This window comes from Bacteroides sp. OM05-12 (assembly GCF_003438995.1).
Lineage (GTDB): Bacteria > Bacteroidota > Bacteroidia > Bacteroidales > Bacteroidaceae > Bacteroides.
The window spans coordinates 1-24653 of record NZ_QSUN01000007.1; the positions used below are offsets into that span (position 1 = coordinate 1).

Consider the following 24653-nt stretch of genomic DNA (forward strand, 5'->3'; position numbering starts at 1 on the left):
ACAATAACTTAATTTCATGTGTAAGACTCTTTTTTGTCCAACTTTTGGGGTGCAGTTCAGATGGCTATTGTTGTTGGAAAATTACAGGAGAAGTAACTGATAAACAAACTGTTGAATCAGATGCTACAGAGAAACAGAAACCGTATGCCTATAATATTTATCGGGACTGTAATCAATTGAATAAAAATCTGCTTTATTGCGAGCATTCCCGTTTTACCGATACCGAGCCACAAGACAATGCAACCTATGAAGTGATCGCTTACTATCTAGACGGATCTGTATCCGAAACGTCCCTGCCTTTTATATGGACATCGGAAAGCAGTATTGCTGAAAGACAAATGGACTCCGATGTGATTGTTTCTCCAAATCCCGCTACGGATTATATCAACATCAAAGGAGATTTCAATAAAGTAACCTTATTGAATGTTAATGGACAGACAGTTGTCTCAACCACCAACAATACAATCGCAGTGGAAAATTTACCTTCAGGTATTTATTTCTTGAGAATTGAAAGCGGGAACAATGTTATAACCAGAAAGATTATGATTAAATAGGGATCCTCCCTAAATCGTTAAAACAAAAAGGCAACTAACTCGTAATATATTAGTTGCCTTTTATTTGCTATTTATGGAATGTTTCAATCCAACTTAGTTCCGTCCTCCGTATAATAAAGAATAATATCGGCAGGTTCTCTATCCAATTCAAACCGATAAACAATCATATCAGGCTGATTTCCATTGGGGCGCATCAGCATCTCTACCTCATCTTCTTCCGCATTAAAAGTATATCCATCCGCTTCAAAAGCATTCTTCACAGCATCCGGCACTCTAAGCCATGCAGCTTCATAGACAGTTTCCACCCAATTATATTCTTTATCCAGAATCATCTCAAAATATAAATTATCCCGGACTAAGTCTACCTCTATAAAATTCGGTTCAACATCTATTTCGAGAATTTTAGCAAACGGATACTTGGCATTCACCGCTTCCAACACTTTCTCATTCACAGGAGTTGGTACAGCCTGATGAGCACCGCCTTCGGCAACCGCTTTCAAGAATTTACCTTCGGGAGCATAATAAAGATCTACCTCTTCCTTACCCTTCTCTGCCTCAATGATATAAATAGGTTCCATATCTTTACGCTCCAGATAATCGGCATCCTCTATTTTCCAGTCGGCATACCGGCTTCCTGCTATCGATTGGGTTATCGCCACAGGGATATCGGAAACCGCGACCTCCGTTTCGGTCAGCATCCACGTTCCGTCCGTATCAAACCAAGCATCCTTTTCTTTATTATTATCTCTGAACTCAGCTTTTACATATCCCAATTTACTTTCCCACTTAACTTTCGAGGCATCGGGAAACATCTTTTCAAACGCCAAACGAACGGTAGTATCCGGTGTATAATGGTCATCATCATTATCACAAGACGCCATAAAACCAACAGTCAGCAACGACAGAAACAAATATCTCAGTTTTAATTTCATATTTATAAGGTTTAGGGGTTATATTAATCGTCCAGTTTCAAAAAGCCACCATATACATCAAACTTCACATCCAGTCCGTTTGCCAATTCAGCATCGTACCCTTTACGACCACGTTCGAACTTTACAATCCGTTGTCCCGGGAAATTCTCTTTTACATATTGACTTACACTTGCCGGAATAAAAGCTGCAGGAACCGCCTCTTTTTTGCAATCCACTTCCATCCACTCTCCTTTACTGTCAAAATCAATCTCTACTCCATTCGTCAGGGTTGCCTCATAAGTTGTAGATTTAAAGAGATCTTTATCTATCTTGATATAAGAAATCTTAGTCTGCGGAAAATGTTTCTTAATAGTTTCACGCGCAGAAGCGGGAAGTTTATTCACATCTTTTGTTACCACATCACCGGCAATCGCTACCTGCATAGTCAGCATCGCCAAAATAAACATTGCTAGCATCTTTTTCATAATCGTTCTTTTTTATTGTTATTATACTGCAAAGAACGCCTGTCAATTAGGAAAGATTTAGGAATAATGCCGATTAACGTCCTATTTCACAAAATTTAAGACAAAGGAGTGAGCACCGTCATAATTATAGGCAATATGGAAGCCATACATATCTGTTATAGACTTCACGATAGCAAGCCCAAGCCCCGTAGACTCCTTACTATCAGAGTCAAGACGATAAAAACGATGAAATATTTTATTCTTATCAAGAGGCTTATCGCCACTATTCATAACTTGCAATGTTTCTTTCTCCAGAACAACTTTGAGTCTTCCTCCTTTATAATTATGAACAATGGCATTCTTCAGTAGATTGGTTAATAAAATATGTGCCAACGAATCATTCATCTGAACAACACAAACGGCATATTCTTCTATCGAAAGCTCAATCCCTTTATGCTCATACACCTCCATTAAATCGGATACTATTTCTTTGACAATTTCATTGAGATTAATACTGCTTACATCCAGATATTGCCGGTTATTAATGCGGGAAAGTAACAGTAAAGATTTATTCAACTTAACAGCCCTTCCCAACGTCCGGTATAATTCATCAATATCCGTAAGCTGTTGTTCCGTTAATCCCTCACTTTCAGCCAATAATTCCAATTTACCACGGGAAATGGCCAAAGGTGTTTGTAACTCGTGCGACGCATTTTCTATAAACTGTTTCTGCTCTTCATAAGCCTGCTCACTTCTCCGGCTCATTGCTACCGCCGCCTCATTCAGCTTCTTAAACTCTGTAATATGGGTTTGATTATCCAAAATCGGGATCGGCTTGCCGGGTATAACTTTATCCAACCACGCCAACAAACGATGTAAAGGCACAAACACTTTTTTTAAAACAAGCCGCATCCCTATCATTACACATATCAACAATGCAACATAGAGAATCAACAAATACCGGAATATGGCTTCTACCATATCATCCCGCTCCAATGTGGAGATACGCAATTCCAATTCATAGAACTTATCATCCGATGCACGAAAACAAGATTTCATTACACGTACCGGTTTATCCTCATCTTCTGTCTCAACGTATATGGTAGAATCATAAAAATATTCTTCATAGTCTTCCGCCTCTTCATCCGTCAACGGACGAATTGCATAGCTATGCAGGATATTATCTTCCATAACCAACAAATCCGGGTTATCCAAAACTTTGCTTACTATTATCTCCCGATAATTCTCCAGAGTATCATCCGTTTCATCCATAATCTCATCGATAATGGCAAAATAGAAAAAGACTCCCCAAATGCCCATCAAGAGGGAGACGAAAATAAAAAGATTGCGGTTGGTATAATGTAAGAGTTTCATGTGATAAGGATTAACTGTCAAGAACTAATTTATAGCCAAAACCATAAACCGCCTTTATTTCGGCTGTTGCTCCAACCGACTTCATCTTCTTACGTAGATTCTTCACCTGCGAATAAATAAAGTCAAGACTATCCGCCTGATCGATGTTATCTCCCCAAACAGATTCCGCAAGAGATGTTTTATTCATCAAACGATTGGGATTGCTGGCAAAGTAATAAAGCAAATCAAATTCTTTACGATTCAGCAGCAGTTCTACATCATCGACAAAAGCCGTACGCTTATCAGGGTAAAGCACTAAATTATCCAGTACAATACTCATATCCCCGTTTGCCTGCCTACGACGGAGCAATGACTTAACACGGGCATTGAGTTCCGCCAGATGAAAAGGTTTTGCCAGATAATCATCCGCACCCAAATCAAGTCCCGCCACTTTATCTTCTAAAGAATCTTTAGCGGAAATGATGATAACGCTCTCTTTCTTACGCATCTTCTTCAACTCCTCAAGCAAAGAAAGTCCGCTACCTCCCGGAAGCATAATATCAAGAAGAATACAATCGTAATCATAATCGTTTATCTTCTCCATGGCCGTGGAATAATCCGGAGCATATTCCACGACAAAATGTTCCCGACTCAAAGAGTCTATAATCATTTCACGAAGACTCTGCTCGTCTTCGACAACTAATATCTTCATAAAATCACCAGTTTAAAGACTTTCAAATATACAAAGAAAGTAATTAATTCTGGAATATTTCTGGATTCGACAGTTTATCGTCCAATCCCGATATGGATTTAAATACCCCGTTTATCGGGCAGTCTCCGAATAACCTGCCAAGTTATAGCAAACAGGTACCGTACTATTACCGACGCGATAGATACCAAACTTGAAATAGTACCCGTCCTTATCGTTTCTTCCTATTAAAAGCGTCTCATTATCAACGATATGCTTCTTCACTTCCTGGCCTTTATTGTCATAAGTCATCATAACGTCCAATTTACCCGGTTTAAGAATTGCTTCGGACTCTCCACCGTACACCGTCCAATCAATATCCACATTAAAAGTTATCCAACAATCTTTAGGAAATTCCTCATAAGGCATCTTATAAGCAATCGTAGATGCTTTATATTTAGATGTAACAGATCTCATCACCTCCGTTTTTTCGGGATTTGCATTACAACGGTCATCCTTATCTGTCAACCATTTACGGTCGGAATTTGCTTTAATATAAAAATATCCATTGGAAAAGCCAAAGGCTAAAGGCGGATAGCCTCCTTGTTCCACCAACCAACCATTCGCTTTGCCGGCCTTATATACGATATTTCCGTCTTTATCTGTTACAGGATTTCCGTCCTTATCTTTCTTTACAACTTTATCATGTCCGATATTCTTTTTAAAAATCATCCGCTTATCCAATTCCAAAAACTCTTCTATCGTTAATTGTTTCACCTCTCCTTGAGGCGTTTGTACCAATGTACGATCCGGCATTCCATGCCATTGGGCAAAGATGGTGGATACATTCTTATCCAAAGAAGATGGAATATATACGGAAAAAGCATAACTACGGGATGTTCCTTGCGGACATATACCTTTTCCATGATGATAAACCGTCTTAGTTATCTGCGCATTCTTATAAACACTTTCCGGTTCATTCCTAAAATCATCATGTGTCGCATAACAATACGAAAACTCCGCACGCCCTTTGGTTTCACCTTTAGCATAGCCGGATAATGTATTGTCATCCTGCTTTAATTCGAAACGATAAGACGGTTTTCCATCAAAAAGCCTTGTATAATCATATTGAATAGAATGAGGTTTATTAGTACCAACGGCAACCCAGCATCCATCTATAATCTGTTTTACCCGTGCGCTGTCTGCCTGTACGTTTACACGACCGCGAATAGGAACGAACGGCTTATCTTGCGCAAATGCCGATACCATCAGCAATGATACCATGAAAGATGTTACAATGATTTGTTTTTTCATATTATAAAAAGATTTTAATACCCTGCGAAAATACAAAAGGCAACCCTAAGGCTGCCTTTCTATTGTTTTAAAATGTATCACATTTGTCTAATTATTCTCTTCTCCTATATAAGTATCGTCCATTAATTCATCTTTTGACAGCGATATATTGCCACTTGGAGATATTACAACAGAAATAGGGACATATAAATCTGTCTGTGGAAAACTGACACTCGCGGCAAAAACAAAACCTGCAGAAGCAACTTTATCAAAAACCATTCCTTCTAATATCGACTTGGAAAGGAAACCGATTCCGACTAAATCTGCAAAACTTTGTTTGGTAAAAACTTTATTAAAGACTCTTTCCCCCTTATCACGAGTTATGTTCAATGTTATCTTATTATCCACATAAATGTCTCCTTGCTCATTCTTTACAAGCGGTAATGAATCCGCAGGAACACGGCTTATACGGATTACATAATCCTTTCCATTCATTTTAACCTTTTGCTCCGACTTGGATACTTGCATTCGCTGTATCCCATGCACATCTACACTGTCTATCTGAAAAGCTGTGGCGGTATTATCCTGAGTTGTTTTCTTGTCGGAACAAGACATGGCAGAAAATAATAATAGAATGGTAAATATAAAGCCGATTTCTCTTTTCATTTCGATTTATTATTAAATATGTGGAGCAAAGAAACAAAAAGGCAAGGATATATACAAATAAAAGGCCGGGCAATATCACATTGGCCGACCCTTGAGAAAACTAAAAACTAAACTATTATCTTATTTAAAGTTCCTATTATCAATCATTCTTCTTCTGAACTTTCCGCTCTTCTCTATTCTGTTCGTATTTAGCAAACTGTTCTTTATTCAAGACCTGACTTAATTTCAAATCACGGGATTCACGTGCAGCATTCATAAATTTATGTGTCTTTTGTATTTCCGCTTTATCCATCCGCCTCATCTTTACCTTGCCGGCTTCAGACATCTTATCACAACTCTTGACACAAGCTTTATGCAATTGCTTTTGATCTTTCTTACCGGCACGCATCTCATTTATGTAAACCAAGTTAATCTCTTTAACCTGCTGTTTCTGTTCATCATTTAAAGACAACTCTTTCGACATACGTTCCGTCATCTTTTCCGCGCGGACTTCAGGAGACAAGTTTTCTCTGTTTTTATCCGGCCTATTCTGAGCGATTGCCATCCCACTAAGCAACATTACACTAATCAAAAACAAACTAATCTTTTTCATAATCAAAGCTATTTAATTAATACGTTTATTGGTTGCAACCATTCATATGACTATATGAAAAAGAAAAGGTTTAATTCAATCAGAAAAATAAGTGTTACTTTATATGGCTTTCCAAAAAGACAGAAAGTCTTTATAACGTCCATAGCAAACAAGTTCATCTTCCGTCTGAATCTCATAGTTGTCAGGTAATTCATTCACTACATTCCGTTCAAGAACCGATATTCCCAAGAAGTTATATACCGTATCTGCACGTTTCAAAGCTATAATCTTCAAATTAAATTCGGTATCACAATTCAATTCATTCACATGATAACCTATAAACTTCTCAGGTACTTTGAATTTCATCACATAATAATCTTCATCCACCCGGAAACTTTCTACCTTTATTCCTAAATCCAATGACCAAACCAATTCACGCGCAGCATCGTTCTCCGGTGTCAATATCTTATCCAGATTAAAGGCTTCCAACACGGCTTTATGCACATTGTCTATCGCACGGGCATAGATATGCTTTACTTTTTTCAATTTCAAAAGAGCTGTAACACGTATGGAAGCACTCAGATTCTCACCGATAGCAACAATTACTATATCCACATCATTTAACGGAAGCACGGATAAAGAAGCCTCATCCGTAGCATCAATGATAAAGGCCGTTGCCAACTTATCTTTCAAGCTGTCCACGCGCTGTTCGTTAATATCTGCACCTATAACCTCATTTCCCAACAAAGAAAGTTCTTCTGCCAGTACTCCGCCATAATTGCCTAAACCAATAATTATATATTTCATCTTTAGTTTATTATAATGTTATCACTCGGATATCTATATTTAACCACTTTCTTCTGACGAATAATTCCCAACAATAAAGTTATCATACCGACACGTCCTACAAACATTAGAAATGAAACGATCAGTTTGCTCGGATTACTCAATAAAGGGGTTGCATCCAATGAAGACCCCACCGTACTCAACGCTGAAGTACACTCAAAAGTCAATGCCAATATTGAAAGCTCCGGTTCTAAAATACTTAAAACAAAAACTCCGAGGAAAAGCATGACCAAGTACATTAACATCGTCGCATTGGAACGCCGGATGGAATCAGAAGACAATTCTCTTCCAAACACTTCTACACGCTCATTTCCACGTAATATAGCCCATAAATTAAGTATAATCACAGCAAATGCATTGACTTTCACACCACCTGCCGTTGATTGGGATGCACCGCCTATGAACATTAACAAAATCATCAATAAAATTGTCTGAACACTGAATGTAGATAGCCCCACACTCGTAAATCCTGCCGTACGCGGACAGGTAGCATTAAAGAAAGCCTGTACCCATTTATCTGTCATACTCATGCCGGCAAAAGCATGATTCCAATCAAATATAGCAATCGTCACCGTACCGATAAACAACAATAAAAACGTCATTATCAGAACTATCTTTGTATTCAAATTATATAAATGAGGAATACGATGGCGCTCAGGTTTACGATAACGCAAGATACGATAAAATCTTTTCAGATAGTAACTTATAATCGATTTGAAATTAACCAGGATAGGGAAACCGATTCCGCCAAGGATAATCAAGACAGAGATTGTTATATAAAGTAAGTTATGCCCCTCCATTAAAGCCGGATTACCTAAATTGCCCAGAAGCGTAGAAAAACCGGCATTACAAAATGCCGAGATAGAATGGAACGCAGCAAAAGCCAATTCTCCTTCCAAGGACATACCCAACGTACCATGAATATTAAGAAACAACGCAATCATACCGCCTGTTTCTATCACCAAAGTAAAACCTAATATATATAATAAGGTGGAAAGCAGTGACCCAAGAGAATCGGAACTGACCATGTCACGCACTACCAATTGATTATATAAAGAAGTATTCCCCATAAAGAACATGGCAAAAAAGCTGGTTAAAGTCATTACTCCCAATCCACCGATTTGTATTAACAGAATAATTATTATCAGCCCTTCTGTCGTAAACGTGGAAGGTACATCCACAGACACTAATCCGGTTACACAAGTGGCGCTTGTCGCTGTAAAAAGCGCATCTACCCAACTTATGCCATTATAAGTAGAACGAGGTAACAACAACAAGCCCGTACCTATCAAGATAATCAAGAAAAAGCTGCTGGCCAGTATCAAAGAAGGGTTTGTCCTTTTTCCCAATAACCGGACTATCCCGTTAGATAGCTGTAAAAGAGATAATAACAACAGTAATATGACATGATAAACCTTACTGTCCAAAGCTAACCATACATACCGCACTGCACCGACATCCGGCTCATAAAAAATAACAGGAACCAAGGTTAAGTACAACAAAATACTTAATATCCAAGCCACTGATTTAAAGTTCTTCTTCGTATCCCTGTATTCCAATAAAAGATGAGAAGTAACACTAATCAAAAAAACAATCCATACCCCTTTATACAAAGCATTAAGATAAGAAATATCTTCGAAGGATATTCTAAAGCCGTGTTCATAAATCACTCCGGCAATAAGCAGTAAAGAAGCAAAATAAGTTATTGCATCTATCAGTCTCAATATGACATGGATATACGGTTGTATCCATTTCTTATGATATAAAAAAGCTTTATAGTATAGTTTCATCGCCTCTTTTCTAATGTATAGCGAAATACAAACATAAACAAAATAATCGATTTATATAATAGTAACATTTATAAATAATATTAAGTTCATACACACCCGTTTTATCACTCGACATTAAATCACCGCAATATCACAGAACTTACAGTCCGCCCTACCCATCAAAGTCCATTTAAAAGCAGGTCTAAATCAAACAAAATCAACCAACCTATAACCTCAAAATAATCTAAAAAGCAATCATTTTCAGAACATTATTCGCCACATTGTACATATTTAAAAGGCTATTAAACAAAAATGATAGAAAGAAATCATATTTGAATAAAGTAAATACAATAAGAATTAACCTCAAAAATAAATCGCCATACTTTAGCAGCAAATTAAAAACCTTAATTTATACTATTAATTAAAGTATGGAAAGAATTTCAAAATTTCTCTTATTGGCAATATTTCTACTTGCCAGCCTGAACATACAAGCGCAAAGCGTTACTGTAACAGGTAAAGTAACAGACAGCGACGGCATGGAGGTTATTGGTGCCAATGTCCTATTAAAAGGTTCCGCAGGCGTAGGTACAATTACCGACCTCGACGGAAAGTACACGATCAAAGTAAACAATGCAGCTAAAGATGTTTTGGTTTTCTCCTATGTAGGTATGCAGAATCAGGAAGTAAAAGTTGCCGGAAAAACTCAAATCAATGTAACTTTAAAAGCAGATGCCATTCAGTTAGACGAAGTTGTCGCCATTGGTTACGGTACATCACGCCGGAAAGACTTGACCGGTTCTGTTGTTTCCGTTAAAAGTGAAGATTTACTGAAGACCCCGACATCAGATGTTACTCAAGCGTTAGCGGGGCGCGTAGCCGGTGTACAAGTGATGCAAAGCGAAGGTGCTCCGGGGGCTGAAATATCAATCCGCGTACGTGGAGGTATATCAATCACCCAAAGTAATGAACCTCTTTATATTATTGACGGATTCCCAACCGAAGATGGTCTATCGACACTTGATCCGGGTGAAATCGAAAGCATTGATATTCTAAAAGATGCTTCTTCCACTGCTATCTACGGTGCACGCGGTGCAAATGGTGTTGTCGTTATTACAACAAAAAGCGGGACAAAGAATAACAGCAAAGTAGCTGTTTCTTTCGATACATATGTAGGTATAAAGAAAGTAGCTAACAAATTGGATGTTCTTTCAACGGAAGAATTTGTATATGCAGATTATGAACGCCGTCTAAAATCAGCAGAAGAGAACGTTTCTCAGGCTTTTATTGATAAATATGGCGAGTTCGCCGATATCCATTCAAACTATGCCAACCGAAAAGGTGTAGACTGGCAAGATAAAACCTTAGGCCGCACAGCCGTTACCCAAAATTATCGTTTAAATATCGCAGGTGGCAACAACGATTTCAAGTATAATTTAGCCTATTCTTATTTTAAGGATCAAGGCGTCATGGTATTCAGCGGCAATGACAAGCACAACATTTCTTTCAACTTTAATCATAAAGCGAACAAGCGTTTAACGGTTTCCGGTCGTGTAAATTTTGACCAATCAAAAGTATATGGTTCAGGTACATCCGAGAATAAAGATAAATTCAACGCATTGGGCATGATTATTCAATATCGCCCGATCGGAGGTCTGAATATTTCCGACGAAGAATTCTTTTTAGGTGACGATATGCTGATGGACGAGAACGGAAAAGAGATGCAAAACCCGTATGTGGATGCACAGTATACTACCCGTAACAAGGAATACCGTACATTCCAAGCTAACGGTGGTTTAACTTACAAACTAATGAAGAATCTGACTTTCCGTAACAATACAGGTATGCGTTATCAAACCCGTCGTGATGAGTTGTTTTACGGAGAAAGATCTTTAAGAGCCATCCGTTCAAGTATCAACGGTAGCATTACGAACAGAGAAACCGGAAGTTTCCAAACATCCAATGTCTTAACTTATGAGTTAAAACGTAAGAAGCATAATTTCACAGCCATGTTAGGACAAGAATTCGTATCTAAATGGACACGTTATTTCTCCGCCAATGCCAGCAACTTCCCCAATGATGATATTGGTTTGAACGATATGTCTCTAGGAGAAACTCCGGGCATACCGACATCCGGTGTGAACTTCGACGACAAGCTATTATCGTTTTTCACTCGTCTGAATTACAACTTTAAAGAAAAATACCTGTTTACATTCTCACTTCGTGCCGACGGTTCTTCAAAATTCGGTGCTAATAACAAATGGGGTATTTTCCCGTCAGCTTCTGCCGCATGGCGTTTGGCTGAGGAAGACTTTATCAGAAATCTGGATGTATTCTCTGATTTAAAACTTCGTGCCGGTTACGGTATGTCGGGAAACAACCGTATCGACAGCTACAAATCATTAGCAATCCTGGAAGGCGTTACATATCCGAATGGAAACGGAACCTCAAGTGGTTATGCTCCAAGCCAGATACCTAACCCTGCTTTAAGATGGGAATCTAACAACACATTCAATTTGGGTCTGGATATGGGTTTCTTCAATCAAAGGCTGACAATCGCTCCCGAATTTTACGTGAATGAGAGTACTCATTTATTGTTGAACTCTAAATTACCTTTGTCTTCCGGTTATACTACCATGATGCGTAACATCGGTAAGACTCAAAATATGGGTGTCGATTTGACTATATCTTCCGTTAACATTCAAAGCAAGGACTTTACTTGGAAAACGGACTTGAACCTTTCACATAATAAAAACAAGATTAAAGCTCTAGCAGGTGAAGACTCTTTCTTGGAAAGTGCAAGTATCGGCTACGACAAGATGAATACGCACAAAATCGCAGTGGGCAGTTCTATCGGGCAATTCTACGGATACAAAACAGTAGGTATCTACACTGTAGATGACTTTGAATTGACTCCCGACGGAAAAGCCTTTAAAATGAATGGAGACAAATATGTATTAAAAGAAGGTATTCCCACAGTAGGTGATGATGTTCGTCCGGGTATGTGGAAGTTTGCCGACATAGATGACAGTGGAGATATCACAGAAAAAGATATGACTGTCATCGGTAACTCAAACCCTCTTTTCTATGGTGGTTTCAATAATACCTTCTCTTATAAAGGTTTCGATTTAAGTGTATTCTTCACATTTAGCTACGGAGCAGAAGTCTTTAACGCGACTAAACTGACAAGTACTAAGGTGGGTCGTTCAAACCGTAATGCATTAGCGGTTGCCGGTAGTGCCAACCGTTGGATGACAATGAATAGCGAAGGTAAATATATCCAAAATGATCCGGTTGCTTTAGCTCAAATCAACCAAGGGAAAACGGTTGCCGGATACTTTGACTTGGAAGATGGTGATAAATATATTCACTCATGGGCAGTCGAGGATGCATCATTCCTACGTTTAAGTAATGTAACTCTAGGTTATACCTTCCCAAAGAGCATCGCAAAAAAACTATGCATTAGTAATCTGCGCATTTATGCAACAGGTAGCAACCTATTCTGCTGGACACCATACTCCGGTTATGATCCGGAAGTTTCTACAACAGGTTCTTCTTTAACTCCCGGCGTTGATTTCGGTGCTTACCCAAGAAGTCGTTCTGTTGTATTTGGTTTAAACTTAACATTCTAATTTTTAATCTAGTACAAACATGAGAAAGAATAAATTTATATATGCATTCGGAGCTGCTGCCTTATTGTTTATGAACACAGCATGCCAGGACTTTTTTACAGAAAAGCCAGATTCTTATTTGGATCAGGAAAGTGCCCTTGAAGGACCTAAAGCCATAAACCACGCTAATATGTTGGTACTCGGTATCTACGATGTATTGGCAAAACAAGAACATTATGGCCAATACGAAATGGCTATGCCTACTTCTGACGATATGTACTTCATTAAAGGTACTAACTCTGACGACTCGCGCCGCGATATTTCGCACTATACAATCAGAACAACGAATACGTGGATCAAGTATATGTGGCAATATAAATATCAGGGGATTGACCGCGCCAACGCAACAATCACAGCCATTGAAGCTATGGAGGCTTTCAAAAATGAAAGTGATCCGGATAATAAAACATTGCGCGGATATGTATCCGAAGCTAAATTCTTACGTGCATTCTTAGCCTTTGATTTAATTAAATACTGGGGAGACGTACCTTTCAAGACAGAGGCTTCCGATGATTATCAAGGTGCTTATCAGCCTCGTAAAGACCGTGAACTGATTTATGATCAAATCATTGATGACTTGAATTATGCAAAAGAGAATCTGGATTGGGCTACCGCTTCTTCCTCTCCCGAACGTATTACCCAAGGAGCAGCCCGTGCACTTTTAATGCGGGTATATCTTCAACGTGCAGGGTATAGTTTAGGAGTACTGAAGAACACAGGCAAACTGACAATTCCGAGTGACGACACTCGTAAAACATATTTCAATGCTGTAATTAAGGAATGGGAAGCCTTCCAACAAGGCGGCTATCATAATTTCTATGACGGAGGCTATAAAGAATTATTCAAGAGTTTCTCAGCCGGAACACTGAATTCTAAAGAAAGTTTATGGGAAATTGCTTTCTTCACTGTCAGCGGTGATAAAGAAGATGCCGGAACGTGGGGAACTTATATAGGTCAGCGTGTGGATGCATCAAGCGGTGTCAGCTCCACTGAAGTTATGGGCCGTGCCAATGCATTCTTCCAGGTAGTACCTGCATGGTATGATTTCTATGAAGACCAGGATGCACGTCGTGATGTCGCTATCAGCACAACTTTCTACTATTGGAATAAAGTTAAGAAGGAACATACAGAAGCTCCTTATTATAAATACAAAATGACAAGTGGTGTAGAAGATCAGGATGCAAACGGTGACTTGATACCGACAAAGAATCCTCCGGTAGTAAACAGAGCAAACTACACTCCGGGCAAATGGCGTAGAGAATGGATGCCAATCGGTTATAAAGACCCTAACAATGTAGACGTTAACTATTGCGTACTTCGCTATGCCGATGTAGTATTAATGGCAGCCGAAGCATATAATGAAACCGGAAATACCGGGGAAGCTTGGAATTTATTGAATGAAGTAAGAAGACGTGCAGGAGCAACTGAAATCAATTCATCCAATTATGCGGAATTCTATAAAGCTCCCAAAGTATATGATTTGGTGGCAGAAGACGGTAGTATGATTATTGACGACAGTAATGAAGCCGGTAAATTCCGTACTGCTCTTTATTGGGAACGCGGTTTGGAGTTGGCATTTGAAGGACAACGTAAGTATGACTTAATTCGTTGGGGTATCTTAGATAAAGTGCTGAAGGTATTCGGGAAGCAAGATACTGACCACAACACAGCGAAAGCCGATGCCTATCCTGCTTACAAGAACTTTGTTTCCGGCCAGCATGAATTGTTCCCTATTCCTTTGGAAGAGTTACAGATCAATAATAAGATTACTGACCAAAATCCGGGATATACACGATAGGTAACGGATTATTCAGTTACAATTCCAAATAAGTGAAGAATCCGGTCGAATCAATAAACGGCAAGGATTCTTCACTCTCATTCAGAACAATAAAATAAAGCACCATAACACTGAAGTCTAATAACTTTAAAAACATTTTATCATGAAAAAGATACAATTATTAATATTACTAGCTGTAATGGCAGTGGCAATACAGGCACAAGAGTCATTGCCTTATGTTGCAAATTGGAATTATCAAAATAAATATATTGGTGATGATGGGAGTGTAAGTGTTCCCGATGACAATAATGCTGGTAAATGGAATGCGAATCAAAATTATTGGGACATAGGAGGATGGACATCTGTCAATACAGAAGGAGAGCGACTATTTTTTGTACCTTTATCTAGTGGCAATAAAATTGAGAACACAATGGAATTTGGTGATAGACAACAATCACCTTCTCAAACTGCATTTCTGATCTCACCGGCACTCTATTTTGGCAACCAAAGTATAAAAACGATTTCTTTCAAATGTGGAAAGAATAAAGACGACCAGAAGTCATCTAATCTTGAGATTGTATACACTACAAATTTCACAGGAGATGCCGCAACTACCGAGTGGGTATCATTAAAAGCAAATATCTTACCTCAAACTGGTTTAAAAGTTGACGTAATGGGAAATGTTATCATTACTACAAATATAACTGCACCATCTATACATATTGCTATCAAAGCATATAAAGCTACTGAGAACTTTGGAGTAGGTGAAAAGCAAGCACAAATAAGAATAACCGAATTTACTGTTACAGAAAAAGAAATTAAGACAATCCCTTATACTGCCACTTGGAAACATAAAGAAGAATATATCGATGCTAATGGAGTATTTAAGGATCAAAATATAAACCTTAATACCCTAAAAAATGATCCCCAAAAATATTATAATTTAGAAGGATGGGAGTCTATTGCTACAGCAGGAAATAAATTATTTTACATACCCACAACAACAGATAATAATAAAAAAAAGGTAGAAGTTTCCAACGCAATGGAGTATAATTACACTGCAGTAACAAATGAAACTTCATATATGATTTCTCCTATATTCAACTTCCCTGAAAATACAAGTAAAAAGATATCTTTACGATGCGGAAGAGAGAAAGAAGATATCGTAGCACAACTGGAATTGGTGTATTCTACTGACTACACTGGAGATGTCTCGACTGCAACATGGATTAGTATGAAAGAAAATCTAATTCCGAATGGACAAGTAGGGGTCGGAGCCAGCAAAATGCTCTCCATATCTGCCACAACAGATCTTGTAGCACCATCTGTTGTTATAGCTGTCAGAACTATGAAAACAGAAATCACCTCCCCCATGACAGGCAAACTACGCATTGCTAATTTCACTATTACCGGAGCTACTCATACCACTGATGCAGACGGTGCAATGAAATGTACCGGAGAATGGACAGCAGAGCAACTTGCCGGATTGAGTCTTGCCGATATTACAAGCCTCGACCTTACAGCAATTGCAATACCATCTGACGCGACATTGAATGCCAATAAGAATCCAAATTGCCTAATCTATATAAATCAAGATGCAACAGCTCCGAACACTTGGAAGAATGTAGTTAAAATCAATGGAGAAAACGGAATTGCAGAAAGTGAAATCCGTATTACCGACAACCATCCTTTCTTCAATACCCAATACCCCATATCGGGAACCGTGATTTATGAACGTAACTATCCCTACACAGGTTCCGGTTCACTCTGTTTGCCTTTCCCTATAACAAACCTTCCGGAAGGTATCAAGGTACAAGAATTTACCAACAGTACAGGTACAACAGTATATTTCAATGATTTGGAAGAAGGAACAAGCGTACAAGCCAATACTCCTTATATTGTTGACATAACAAGCAATGGAACAAAAAACTTCACGGGGACAGAAATACCGGTCACTATTGCCGAGCCTGCTGTGACGCACGGAGCTTATACTTTCAAAGGTACATTTACCAATATACCGGATGCTACCGGTCTTTATATACTCGACCCGACAGGTACGGGATTCGCAATAGGGACTTCAGACAATACGATTCCTGCTTTCCGGGCTTACATCACCAACGATGGCAGCCAGAAAACTCCGGATAAACTTACCCGTGGAACAGGTGGAGGCGGAACAACAAATGTAAGCGAACATATAAACAACAGTTCCCTCCTATTTACCTCCGAGAACGGTCTGTTACATATTATATCAGACAAAGCACAGCTTGTACAGTTATATAATCTGAACGGACAAAAAGTTAAGGATATTGAACTGATGAATGGTAATAATACTGTTTCAGGCATCGCTAAAGGCATTTATGTGATTAAGAATCAAAAAGTAGTCATTAAATAATAAACAAGTAAATTATGAAAGCTGACAAATATATCAAACCTGAGATTGAGATTATAGAAATGGAAAGTGAAGTAATCGCCACATCACCGACAGACTTGGGAAACAAGAAGCCTGCCAATCCCGGAGCCGCCTATTCAAGACGTCGTCAAGGATTTTGGGAAGATGAAGAATAAGAATTATTATAAATAAGAACAGTTATGAAATTAATCAAAAAACTTACTGCTGTTGCAGCAATAGCATGCCTTTCACTTACAGTATCCGCACAAGGCTTTTCCAAGTTCACGATTGAAGGCGGAATGGCGGACGGAAGTATCAAGAATGTGAAAGAAGGAACTTCCAAAATAGAAGTTATCGCCGGAAGCGATGTAAACCTGAAGAACGTTAAGTTTAAATATAAATTGCTTAGCGGGTGTTCTTTGGCAAACGGTTTGAGCAAGAACTTCACAGAACCGCAAACGGTTACGGTCAACAAAAACAACGGTTCTTCCAAAGAATGGGAAATAAAGGTGAAGAAACTTACTCCGGCTCCACTTCCCATCAACCTGGAATTCTCCAAGACGGTTCCTGCCGTATGGACTCCCGAAACCAAAGGTTGGGTAAATGCCGGAACCGATGAAAGTAAACCGACAGTAGTACGCTTCGGCAATAACAATGTAAGTTTCATTGTCGCATTTGAAGGAGAAGCGAAAGAAGTATCTTTCGATCTTAACCTGGTAGGTAAAGGTGATGATACCTTTAAAGGAGTATTTGAAGTCATGACATCTGCCGACGGTATCAATTGGAAAAACATTGAAGGGTTTGATAATAAACTGACAATGGACAGCCAGTTTACTTGTCCGGTAAGCAGTGATGCCCGTTTCATTAAATGGAACTACAAAGAAAGAGAGAAACAGAACGTAAACTTAAACAACATCATTATTAAATAATTTAATTTATAAGACCATGAAGAAAATTTATGCCCTTATTGCTGCTGTTGCAATGGCAACAACAACTTTTGCACAGGAAGCGCTACCTTATTCAGCTAACTGGCAATACAAAGCCGAAGCTCTCAACGCTGACGGAGAAGTAACGGACGCTGAAGCCGGAAAACCGACTGCCGACCAATCATTATACGATCTGGGAGGTTGGGTATCTGTAAAGACGGCAGGGTCACGCCCATTTTATATCGGCGTATCAAGCAAAAAACCGATTGAGAATACAATGGAGTTTGTGGATGCTCAACAAGACCCTACTATCAATACGTCATTCTTGATATCACCGGCTTTAAACTTTGGAAATGAAAGCGTTAAGACAATCTCTTTCAAATGTGGAAAAAATGCAGACGACCAACTGTCATCCCGCTTGGAGGTATTGTACACTACCGACTACACCGGAGACCCCAAAACAACAGAGTGGACTTCGCTAAAAGCAAATATTTTGCCGGGAACAGGTATGAAAGCTACTGCCATGAGCGAGGTTACTGTTATAACGGAAGTGGTTGCCCCTTCTGTTTATCTGGCAATCAAAGCAGACAAAGCTACCGAAGGCTTTTCTAAGGGAAGTAGCCAAGCTAAAATAAGAGTTACTCAATTTAAAGTAACAGAAAAAGAAAAAGAAATAAACGCACAGCTGCCATACGAAGCAAAATGGGCTTACAAAGCAGAACTTATCAATGTGTTAGACTCTACCTTTGTTCCCGGTTTTGATTCTACAAACGCAGGCAGTTACAAAGAAGACCCTGCAAACCTTGATTTGAACGGATGGGTTTCCATTTCAGAGGCAGGCGACCGTAAGTTTACTGTATTGGCAAACAAGAATACGGAAGGAAACAAAAGACAAGTTCCTAATACAATGGAATGGACCGACAACAAACAATCAAAAGAGAATACTACTTGGTTTGTTTCCCCGAAGATCGATTTCTCTGCAACAGGAGACAAATATATCAACTTCCAGATAGGACGTGAAGCAATAGACCAAAAGATCTCGAACGTAGACCTACTTTACTCTACAGACTACGTGGACGATGTAAAGACTGCAACATGGACAACCATCAAATCACAACTTGTTCCGGAAGACCAAGTCGGATTAAATCCTGCCGATGGAGAATTGACTGAAAACTTATTGGCAGTTATCAATGAAAAGGTAACAATCAACAATCCGGGTGTGACAATTGCATTTAAGGCAGCAAAAGTAGAAAGTGTTTCAACCCCCGGTGATAAACAAACTAAAATCCGTATCCGTAACTTCAAGATTACAGTAGATACCGATCCTAACTCAATCATCAGCAACGAAACAACAAAAGCAGCCGCTTTCGTTGCCAACGGTGAGTTGAATATTGTAAACGCTGAAGAAGTAGCCAGAGTTGAATTATACAACATTGCCGGTCAGAGTGCAATGATAGTAGCTCAACCTGCCAATACTGTAAGCCTGAATGGTATCACAAACGGTATCTATTTAGTACGTCTTATCATGGCGGACGGTAGCTCTGTTACTACTAAAGTTGCTGTGAAATAAGAAGTAATAGCAAATAAGAATAACGAAGAGGTCATCTTACCAAAGATTGACCTCTTTTGTTTTATTCACTTTTATCCCTATCCATTATTTTATCGGGAAAATGAGGTTGTGTCAAAACTATCTCAATTCCCCCGCTTGAGCGGGGGTAGGGGGTGTGTGACTTTTCCAACAGTTTAATAATCAAAGAAAGATTACACACCCCTTAATCCCCGCTCAAGCGGGGAAACTTGGATGCTTTGACTTTTTACACATTCCGTAGCAGAGTCTGTTTTTCAACATACGGTCCTTTGTTCACAAACTCCTATCGTTTGCAAACAAAGGACCGTATTTTTTTCTTGAATAAAACATTAGTATTCTCGATTCAAGCCCATGTTTGTGTGATACAAGCGTGGGTTTTATGCTTCTCGTCCTTACGATTAACAAGATTCGTCCTTAAGGTTTAGCATTTTCCTCTTTACCTATTTATCGTATGACAGTTGTCAAACGATCGTCCGACAGTTGTCAGTCATGTGTATGACAAATGTCAAACAGTCGTCTGACAGTTGTCAGACGATTAAACCTTCAGGACAAAAACACTTAATCTCCCTGAGATACCACGATAGGACTAAGGAGAAAAACATTAAGAAGTCCGGTGAAAGCTATATCTAAGATATACGCTCACCGGACTCATCAAGAACTCCCCTACGCCACTCCCTTATGAGAGATGAAACGTAAGCGGATATAAACTAACACCTACATTATCTCTTTATCAATTTCTCTCCTGTAGCCTGACCGTTAATCAGCAAGATATAAACACCTTGCGCTAATGAAGCGGTCGGGATAACCAATCGGGCGGCACTGCCCGTCGCAGCAGAATAGACAATACGCCCGGAAACATCCGCCAATGCTACCTGACGGACAGCATCCGTATTATCAGCAAAGTCCAACGTCAAACGGTCGGTAAACGGATTCGGATAGCAGGTAAAGGATACTGCTTCGGGAGAAGCACACATGCCCGACGTATTCTGATTGCTCAGTCGTACTTCCAAAGATTCGGCATCCATCCCGTTAAAACGAAGTGTCGTCTCGTTCTTATCCGCATCATATCCTATACGTTCTACTTTCGGATTGGTTTCATCAACCGTCCATTCGCCTTTCAACGTCACTTCAACCGGTTGTTCTTCACTATCCAAGAATCTCTTGTCCGCGTCGATGCTCCACACCTGATACGGGAACTTATCTTCCGGATAGAATCCAAGTTCAGGATTGGAAACACTGATCGTTATATTCTTTTCTCCCGTCTCCTCAATCATTGCCATGCAAGGCTTGGTCGCTGCTACGATATAGTTATCATTCAAGTCTGTAACAGCCTGGAACAAGGCATATCCTTTCAATTTCTTTCCGGCATGATACACCACATGCGCCTTTTCATCTTGTTGCTGCACAGTATAAGGAAGTACGGGAGTGCCACTCATAGCTTTCACTTTGTCCGCACCGCCCACGTAGATAAGATAATCGTAACTGCCGTTTGTTTCCTTACCGTGATTCAACCATGCTTTTGCATAGTTACCTTTCGTTTCGCTCAAGTTACCGTCTTTCATTGATATTTGTTCCGAACGCTTTACGGTCAGCCCTTTTGCATCCGGTATCACATATCCGTTGCCCACAGCATCCGTCAGATAGCAAGGAACATTTGTTGTTTGAGTCTCCTCTACGAAAAGTCCGGTTTTTGCTTCTCCATTCACATAAAGCGGAGTGTCTGCACTTGCCAGCTCATTCTGGAATAAAGTGGTATGAGCATCGTAATCCGCATGAGTGTTATTGATAGCGGAACCCAAAGCCACGATCTCATCATCAAAGAAGAAGTAGGATTTATTGGCAGACAACTTAACTCCCAACCATTTACGTCCGTTATCATAATCATACGCCTGACGGATATCGTTGTAAATCATCCCGTAAACGCCATGCTTCTTTTCCAGAGACACACCGCCCGAGAAATATTGAGGAGAGAACTTTGCCCATTCAAAAGCCTTTGCTTCTTTGACAATATCATCCAAAGACATATTTAAAACCGTTGCTCCCGGTACGTGTACCCAGTCCCAACCGTTGTATCCAAGACCGCTTGCAGCACCGGTCACTACCCCTTCCGTATCTTTTGTAGCATACAATGAAAGACCTCCTGCACTCTGATTGCGTCCCAGCCAATTCTGTCCGCTATTGGTTTCAAAGTCCCATACATATTTACTATATCCTTTCACAGCAGCCATCCATTCCCCACGACGGTGCACCTGCATAGCCGCATAAGGATAAGTACGGTTGCTTTCGGACATTTCATCATCAGTCAGATCTTTAGCTTTCAAAGCATTCATCAGTTGTACGGTCTGCATACCGCCATGGAAATAAATATCACTCTTCACGTCTTTAACCGTATTGTCCATTACACCGGAGTAAGCCGGATCATACAAACGGCAGAATGCACCTCCGATACGATCTTTCATTTCTCCTTCAAGCACTTCATACAAGTAAGCAAAAGCAGGCATATTGCCAAGCAATGTGTTCAACTGATTCGGGAATCGCCCGCACAGTCCGCGAGAAACGTCGTACTTACCGCTATACTGACGGAAAGCCAACAGACTGTTTGCCAAGTTATCGACCGCACTCTCACTCAAGGCATACGGAGTATCTTTCAGCAACATCGCCATTTGGCAAGAAGTATGCAAAGCATCGATATTATATGCATTTCCCCAAACTCCATAATGATGATACCCGGTGAAGTCCGGTTTCATAAAACCATCCCACGCCGAATTCAATTTCAGGTTCTGTTCAAGCGTACGACGAAGATATTCCAAGTCATCTTCACGCGTCAACTCATCATCCGTCAGACAAGCCAGCGTCATCAAACGGTTGTGATAGATGGTACGAACTCCGTCCGAACGGCTTCCGTTGTGTTCCACTGCTGCTCCCCATATCTTATTATCATCATTCAAACCTTCCACATTATCCGTCACCATACGGGTAGCCCACTTCATATTATCGCTCACTACCTGCCATTGCCCGCTACGTTGAAGCTCTTCACGCATCAATATATTTGCATAAAAATAACCGGCAAGCCCCAAGTAAGGTCCGGAAGTGGAAAACTCCAATGCACTGTTCGTTACAAACCCTCTCTTTTCCAGATAATCATATAATCCCACTATTTCTTGCAGTACCTGCGGATTGTGATAATCCGCATTCGGAGTTTCTGCCGGACCTTCCAATTGATAACTCAATGCCAAAGGCAACAATACGTTACCCAACAAGTCACGAAGTTCTGTACTGCTACTTGTATTATTACTAGACAAGTCGAAAGGTTCAAGCCCCTCTTCCCATTGATAAGAAGCCAACTTCTGACGGGCGGTAGTCACTCCGGAACGTAAAGCCTGATAACGTGCAACAACCTGTGCATTACTGTAATCCGGGTTCTCGCCCACCAACAAAGAGAAATAACGTTGATAAATCTTTTCCGCATCGCCTGCCGGCATGATTACACCATTAAGCACTGCACTATTATCACTTCCGCTTTTCAAGAAAGCATACACATAATATCGTTTCGCCGTAAGTCCCGGAATTTCAAAAGTAGTTCTCTCGCCTGCCTTTGCATTATCCACATGTGCGGCAGCCACAGCACCCGTGCCATTCTCTATATCGGAAATGGAAGGTGTCACCGCACTTTCCGTTATCATCCAGTAAACTGTTCCGTTATCATTAGCTACCGTTTCCATCGTCACGGCATCGGCAGTCTTTGACAAGGGGAATAAATAATTCAGTGCCAAAGGTAATCCGGTTGAGAAAACATCCGTAGCAATAACATCACTTACATTTCCGGATTTGTCTTCCAACACCAGATATATCTTCTGATTAGAGACAGAACCAACGGTCAGCGTTTTCCGCACAAGCGTATTGGCTTCGCTAACTTCAAATCTCTCACCTTGCTTTACAGCCTCAACAGCGGGAGTTTCCCCATCCGCATCGTCCATCGCCCAATAAACAGTAGCAGGCTCATCTGTCAGAAGAGATAAATCAACAGTCGAGCGGGTTATATTATCCAATTTTAAGTTAGCAACAACGGGAGCAGTTATATCAGACGCTTTCCACATGATTACTGCATCGTTCTTTGAATCCGCAATATACAGATTATCATTCGAATCTACCGCCAGACCGTAAGGAGCATTGAAAGTCCCGGTAGTTCCCTTCTCACCGATGTTATCCTTAAAAATGCCGTCAATTCCAAAACGATAGATACCCATTTCGACCTGTTCATCGGCAGAAATTATCAGATTGCCGTTAGAGGTAGAAGTCATGCTCGCCAAACGGTTATAAACATTTTTACCATTCTCTTTCTTTATCATCCAATCAACCTGCCCTGATTCATTGGCATAGGAAGAGATCTTCAAAGTACCTGTATTCTTATCAACAATGTACATATTATCCGATTGATCAAAATAAACCTTCCGTACCTCCCTAAACTTATCGGCACTCAATTTCGTTATCTTTTCCTTCAAATTAAATTCGGCATCGTAAACGTGTACAGCCAAAAGGGTTGCAATATAGACGAGGCCGTTACTTCTTACTGCCACCCCATTCACATTTTCATCGAAAGAGATGGTTTTAAGTTCATTCTTATCGGCATCGAACACTTTTACATTTTTTGCGCCACGATTCGCCACCCATATCCGTCCTTGAGCATCACAGTCCACATCAAACGGAGTACCTAATCCGGTAATTTCCAACAAAGTTGTTTTTCCGTCCAAAGATGTTTTAACAACTTTATTGTCACCGGAAAACGCAATATAAAGAGCGTTGTCCTTTATCGTTATTCCCTTGGGAGCCTTCCCCTTAATAGAAAGATCAGAGGGGCTATACGTTTGTGCACTGAGAAAAGTAGTGCAACATAAAATCAAAACAAATAATAGTGCTTTTCTATCCATAGCTTTTTTATTGGTTAATACATTTATCGGATGAAACAAAGATAGGACACACTAAAGCAAAACGCTTCCACTTTTGTATCAAACAACTATTGTGTCAACGAAGGTCTGTCAATTCTGTAGAATACTATATCAAGTTTGTCTAACTCGCTCTGTACAATTCACATAAAATACCAAAATGATAGATACAAAACCTCAAAATCCTGTAAATTTATTGCAACTTATAAAGGAGATTCATTATCTTTGGCAAAAAGAAAGTAACGAA

General features: G+C 39.8%; 17 protein-coding genes. 7 read left to right on the forward strand and 10 right to left on the reverse strand.

Annotated elements, in window-relative coordinates; translation table 11 throughout:
- Nucleotides 1-554: T9SS type A sorting domain-containing protein (locus DXB63_RS07985; RefSeq protein WP_233522825.1), on the forward strand; the 554-nt coding region annotated here is incomplete at its 5' end.
- Nucleotides 555-637: 83 nt separating this feature from the next.
- On the opposite strand, the gene DXB63_RS07990 is transcribed toward DXB63_RS07985, so the two are convergent.
- The 9 genes from DXB63_RS07990 to DXB63_RS08030 form a co-directional block, all read right to left on the reverse strand.
- Complete coding sequence (locus DXB63_RS07990) at nt 638-1486, reverse strand: PepSY-like domain-containing protein (RefSeq protein ID WP_122125885.1); 849 nt, start codon at nt 1484-1486, stop codon at nt 638-640.
- Nucleotides 1487-1509: 23 nt separating this feature from the next.
- Nucleotides 1510-1950 (reverse strand): PepSY-like domain-containing protein, encoded by a 441-nt coding sequence (locus DXB63_RS07995; RefSeq protein WP_122125886.1) that lies wholly within the window; start codon nt 1948-1950, stop codon nt 1510-1512.
- An 81-nt stretch (nt 1951-2031) separates the two neighbouring features.
- Complete coding sequence (locus tag DXB63_RS08000; protein ID WP_122125887.1) at nt 2032-3303, reverse strand: HAMP domain-containing sensor histidine kinase; 1272 nt, start codon at nt 3301-3303, stop codon at nt 2032-2034.
- A 10-nt stretch (nt 3304-3313) separates the two neighbouring features.
- Nucleotides 3314-3994, reverse strand: coding sequence for a response regulator transcription factor (locus DXB63_RS08005; protein ID WP_122125888.1), 681 nt, complete (start codon nt 3992-3994; stop codon nt 3314-3316).
- Between the two features lie 111 nt (nt 3995-4105).
- A complete protein-coding gene (locus DXB63_RS08010) occupies nt 4106-5284 on the reverse strand; it encodes a heparin lyase I family protein (protein ID WP_122125889.1) in 1179 nt (392 codons plus the stop codon).
- An 87-nt stretch (nt 5285-5371) separates the two neighbouring features.
- Nucleotides 5372-5929, reverse strand: a complete 558-nt coding sequence (locus tag DXB63_RS08015; RefSeq protein ID WP_122125890.1) for a DUF4738 domain-containing protein — start codon at nt 5927-5929, stop codon at nt 5372-5374.
- 139 nt (nt 5930-6068) lie between these two features.
- Nucleotides 6069-6521 (reverse strand): DUF4890 domain-containing protein, encoded by a 453-nt coding sequence (locus DXB63_RS08020; RefSeq protein WP_122125891.1) that lies wholly within the window; start codon nt 6519-6521, stop codon nt 6069-6071.
- A 99-nt stretch (nt 6522-6620) separates the two neighbouring features.
- Nucleotides 6621-7307: a TrkA family potassium uptake protein gene (locus DXB63_RS08025; RefSeq protein ID WP_122125892.1), complete on the reverse strand. Its 687-nt coding sequence runs from the start codon at nt 7305-7307 to the stop codon at nt 6621-6623.
- A 2-nt stretch (nt 7308-7309) separates the two neighbouring features.
- Nucleotides 7310-9136 (reverse strand): TrkH family potassium uptake protein, encoded by a 1827-nt coding sequence (locus DXB63_RS08030; protein WP_122125893.1) that lies wholly within the window; start codon nt 9134-9136, stop codon nt 7310-7312.
- Nucleotides 9137-9543: 407 nt separating this feature from the next.
- Here DXB63_RS08030 and DXB63_RS08035 point away from each other — a divergent pair, with 407 nt between their 5' ends.
- The 6 genes from DXB63_RS08035 (at nt 9544) to DXB63_RS08055 (ending at nt 19445) form a co-directional block, all read left to right on the forward strand.
- Complete coding sequence (locus tag DXB63_RS08035; protein ID WP_122125894.1) at nt 9544-12744, forward strand: TonB-dependent receptor; 3201 nt, start codon at nt 9544-9546, stop codon at nt 12742-12744.
- 19 nt (nt 12745-12763) lie between these two features.
- Nucleotides 12764-14581 carry a RagB/SusD family nutrient uptake outer membrane protein gene (locus DXB63_RS08040; protein WP_122125895.1) on the forward strand — a complete coding sequence of 606 codons (1818 nt, stop codon included), beginning with the start codon at nt 12764-12766 and terminating at the stop codon, nt 14579-14581.
- A 142-nt stretch (nt 14582-14723) separates the two neighbouring features.
- Nucleotides 14724-16952 (forward strand): hypothetical protein, encoded by a 2229-nt coding sequence (locus DXB63_RS08045; RefSeq protein ID WP_122125896.1) that lies wholly within the window; start codon nt 14724-14726, stop codon nt 16950-16952.
- Between the two features lie 14 nt (nt 16953-16966).
- The gene (locus DXB63_RS17905) at nt 16967-17125 is read left to right on the forward strand and encodes a hypothetical protein (protein ID WP_158563654.1); all 159 of its coding nucleotides are present in this window, start codon (nt 16967-16969) and stop codon (nt 17123-17125) included.
- A 24-nt stretch (nt 17126-17149) separates the two neighbouring features.
- The gene (locus tag DXB63_RS08050; protein ID WP_122125897.1) at nt 17150-17878 is read left to right on the forward strand and encodes a hypothetical protein; all 729 of its coding nucleotides are present in this window, start codon (nt 17150-17152) and stop codon (nt 17876-17878) included.
- 16 nt (nt 17879-17894) lie between these two features.
- Nucleotides 17895-19445: a T9SS type A sorting domain-containing protein gene (locus DXB63_RS08055; protein ID WP_122125898.1), complete on the forward strand. Its 1551-nt coding sequence runs from the start codon at nt 17895-17897 to the stop codon at nt 19443-19445.
- A 737-nt stretch (nt 19446-20182) separates the two neighbouring features.
- On the opposite strand, the gene DXB63_RS08060 is transcribed toward DXB63_RS08055, so the two are convergent.
- Nucleotides 20183-24391: a chondroitinase family polysaccharide lyase gene (locus DXB63_RS08060; RefSeq protein ID WP_122348149.1), complete on the reverse strand. Its 4209-nt coding sequence runs from the start codon at nt 24389-24391 to the stop codon at nt 20183-20185.
- Nucleotides 24392-24653: the final 262 nt, after the last annotated feature.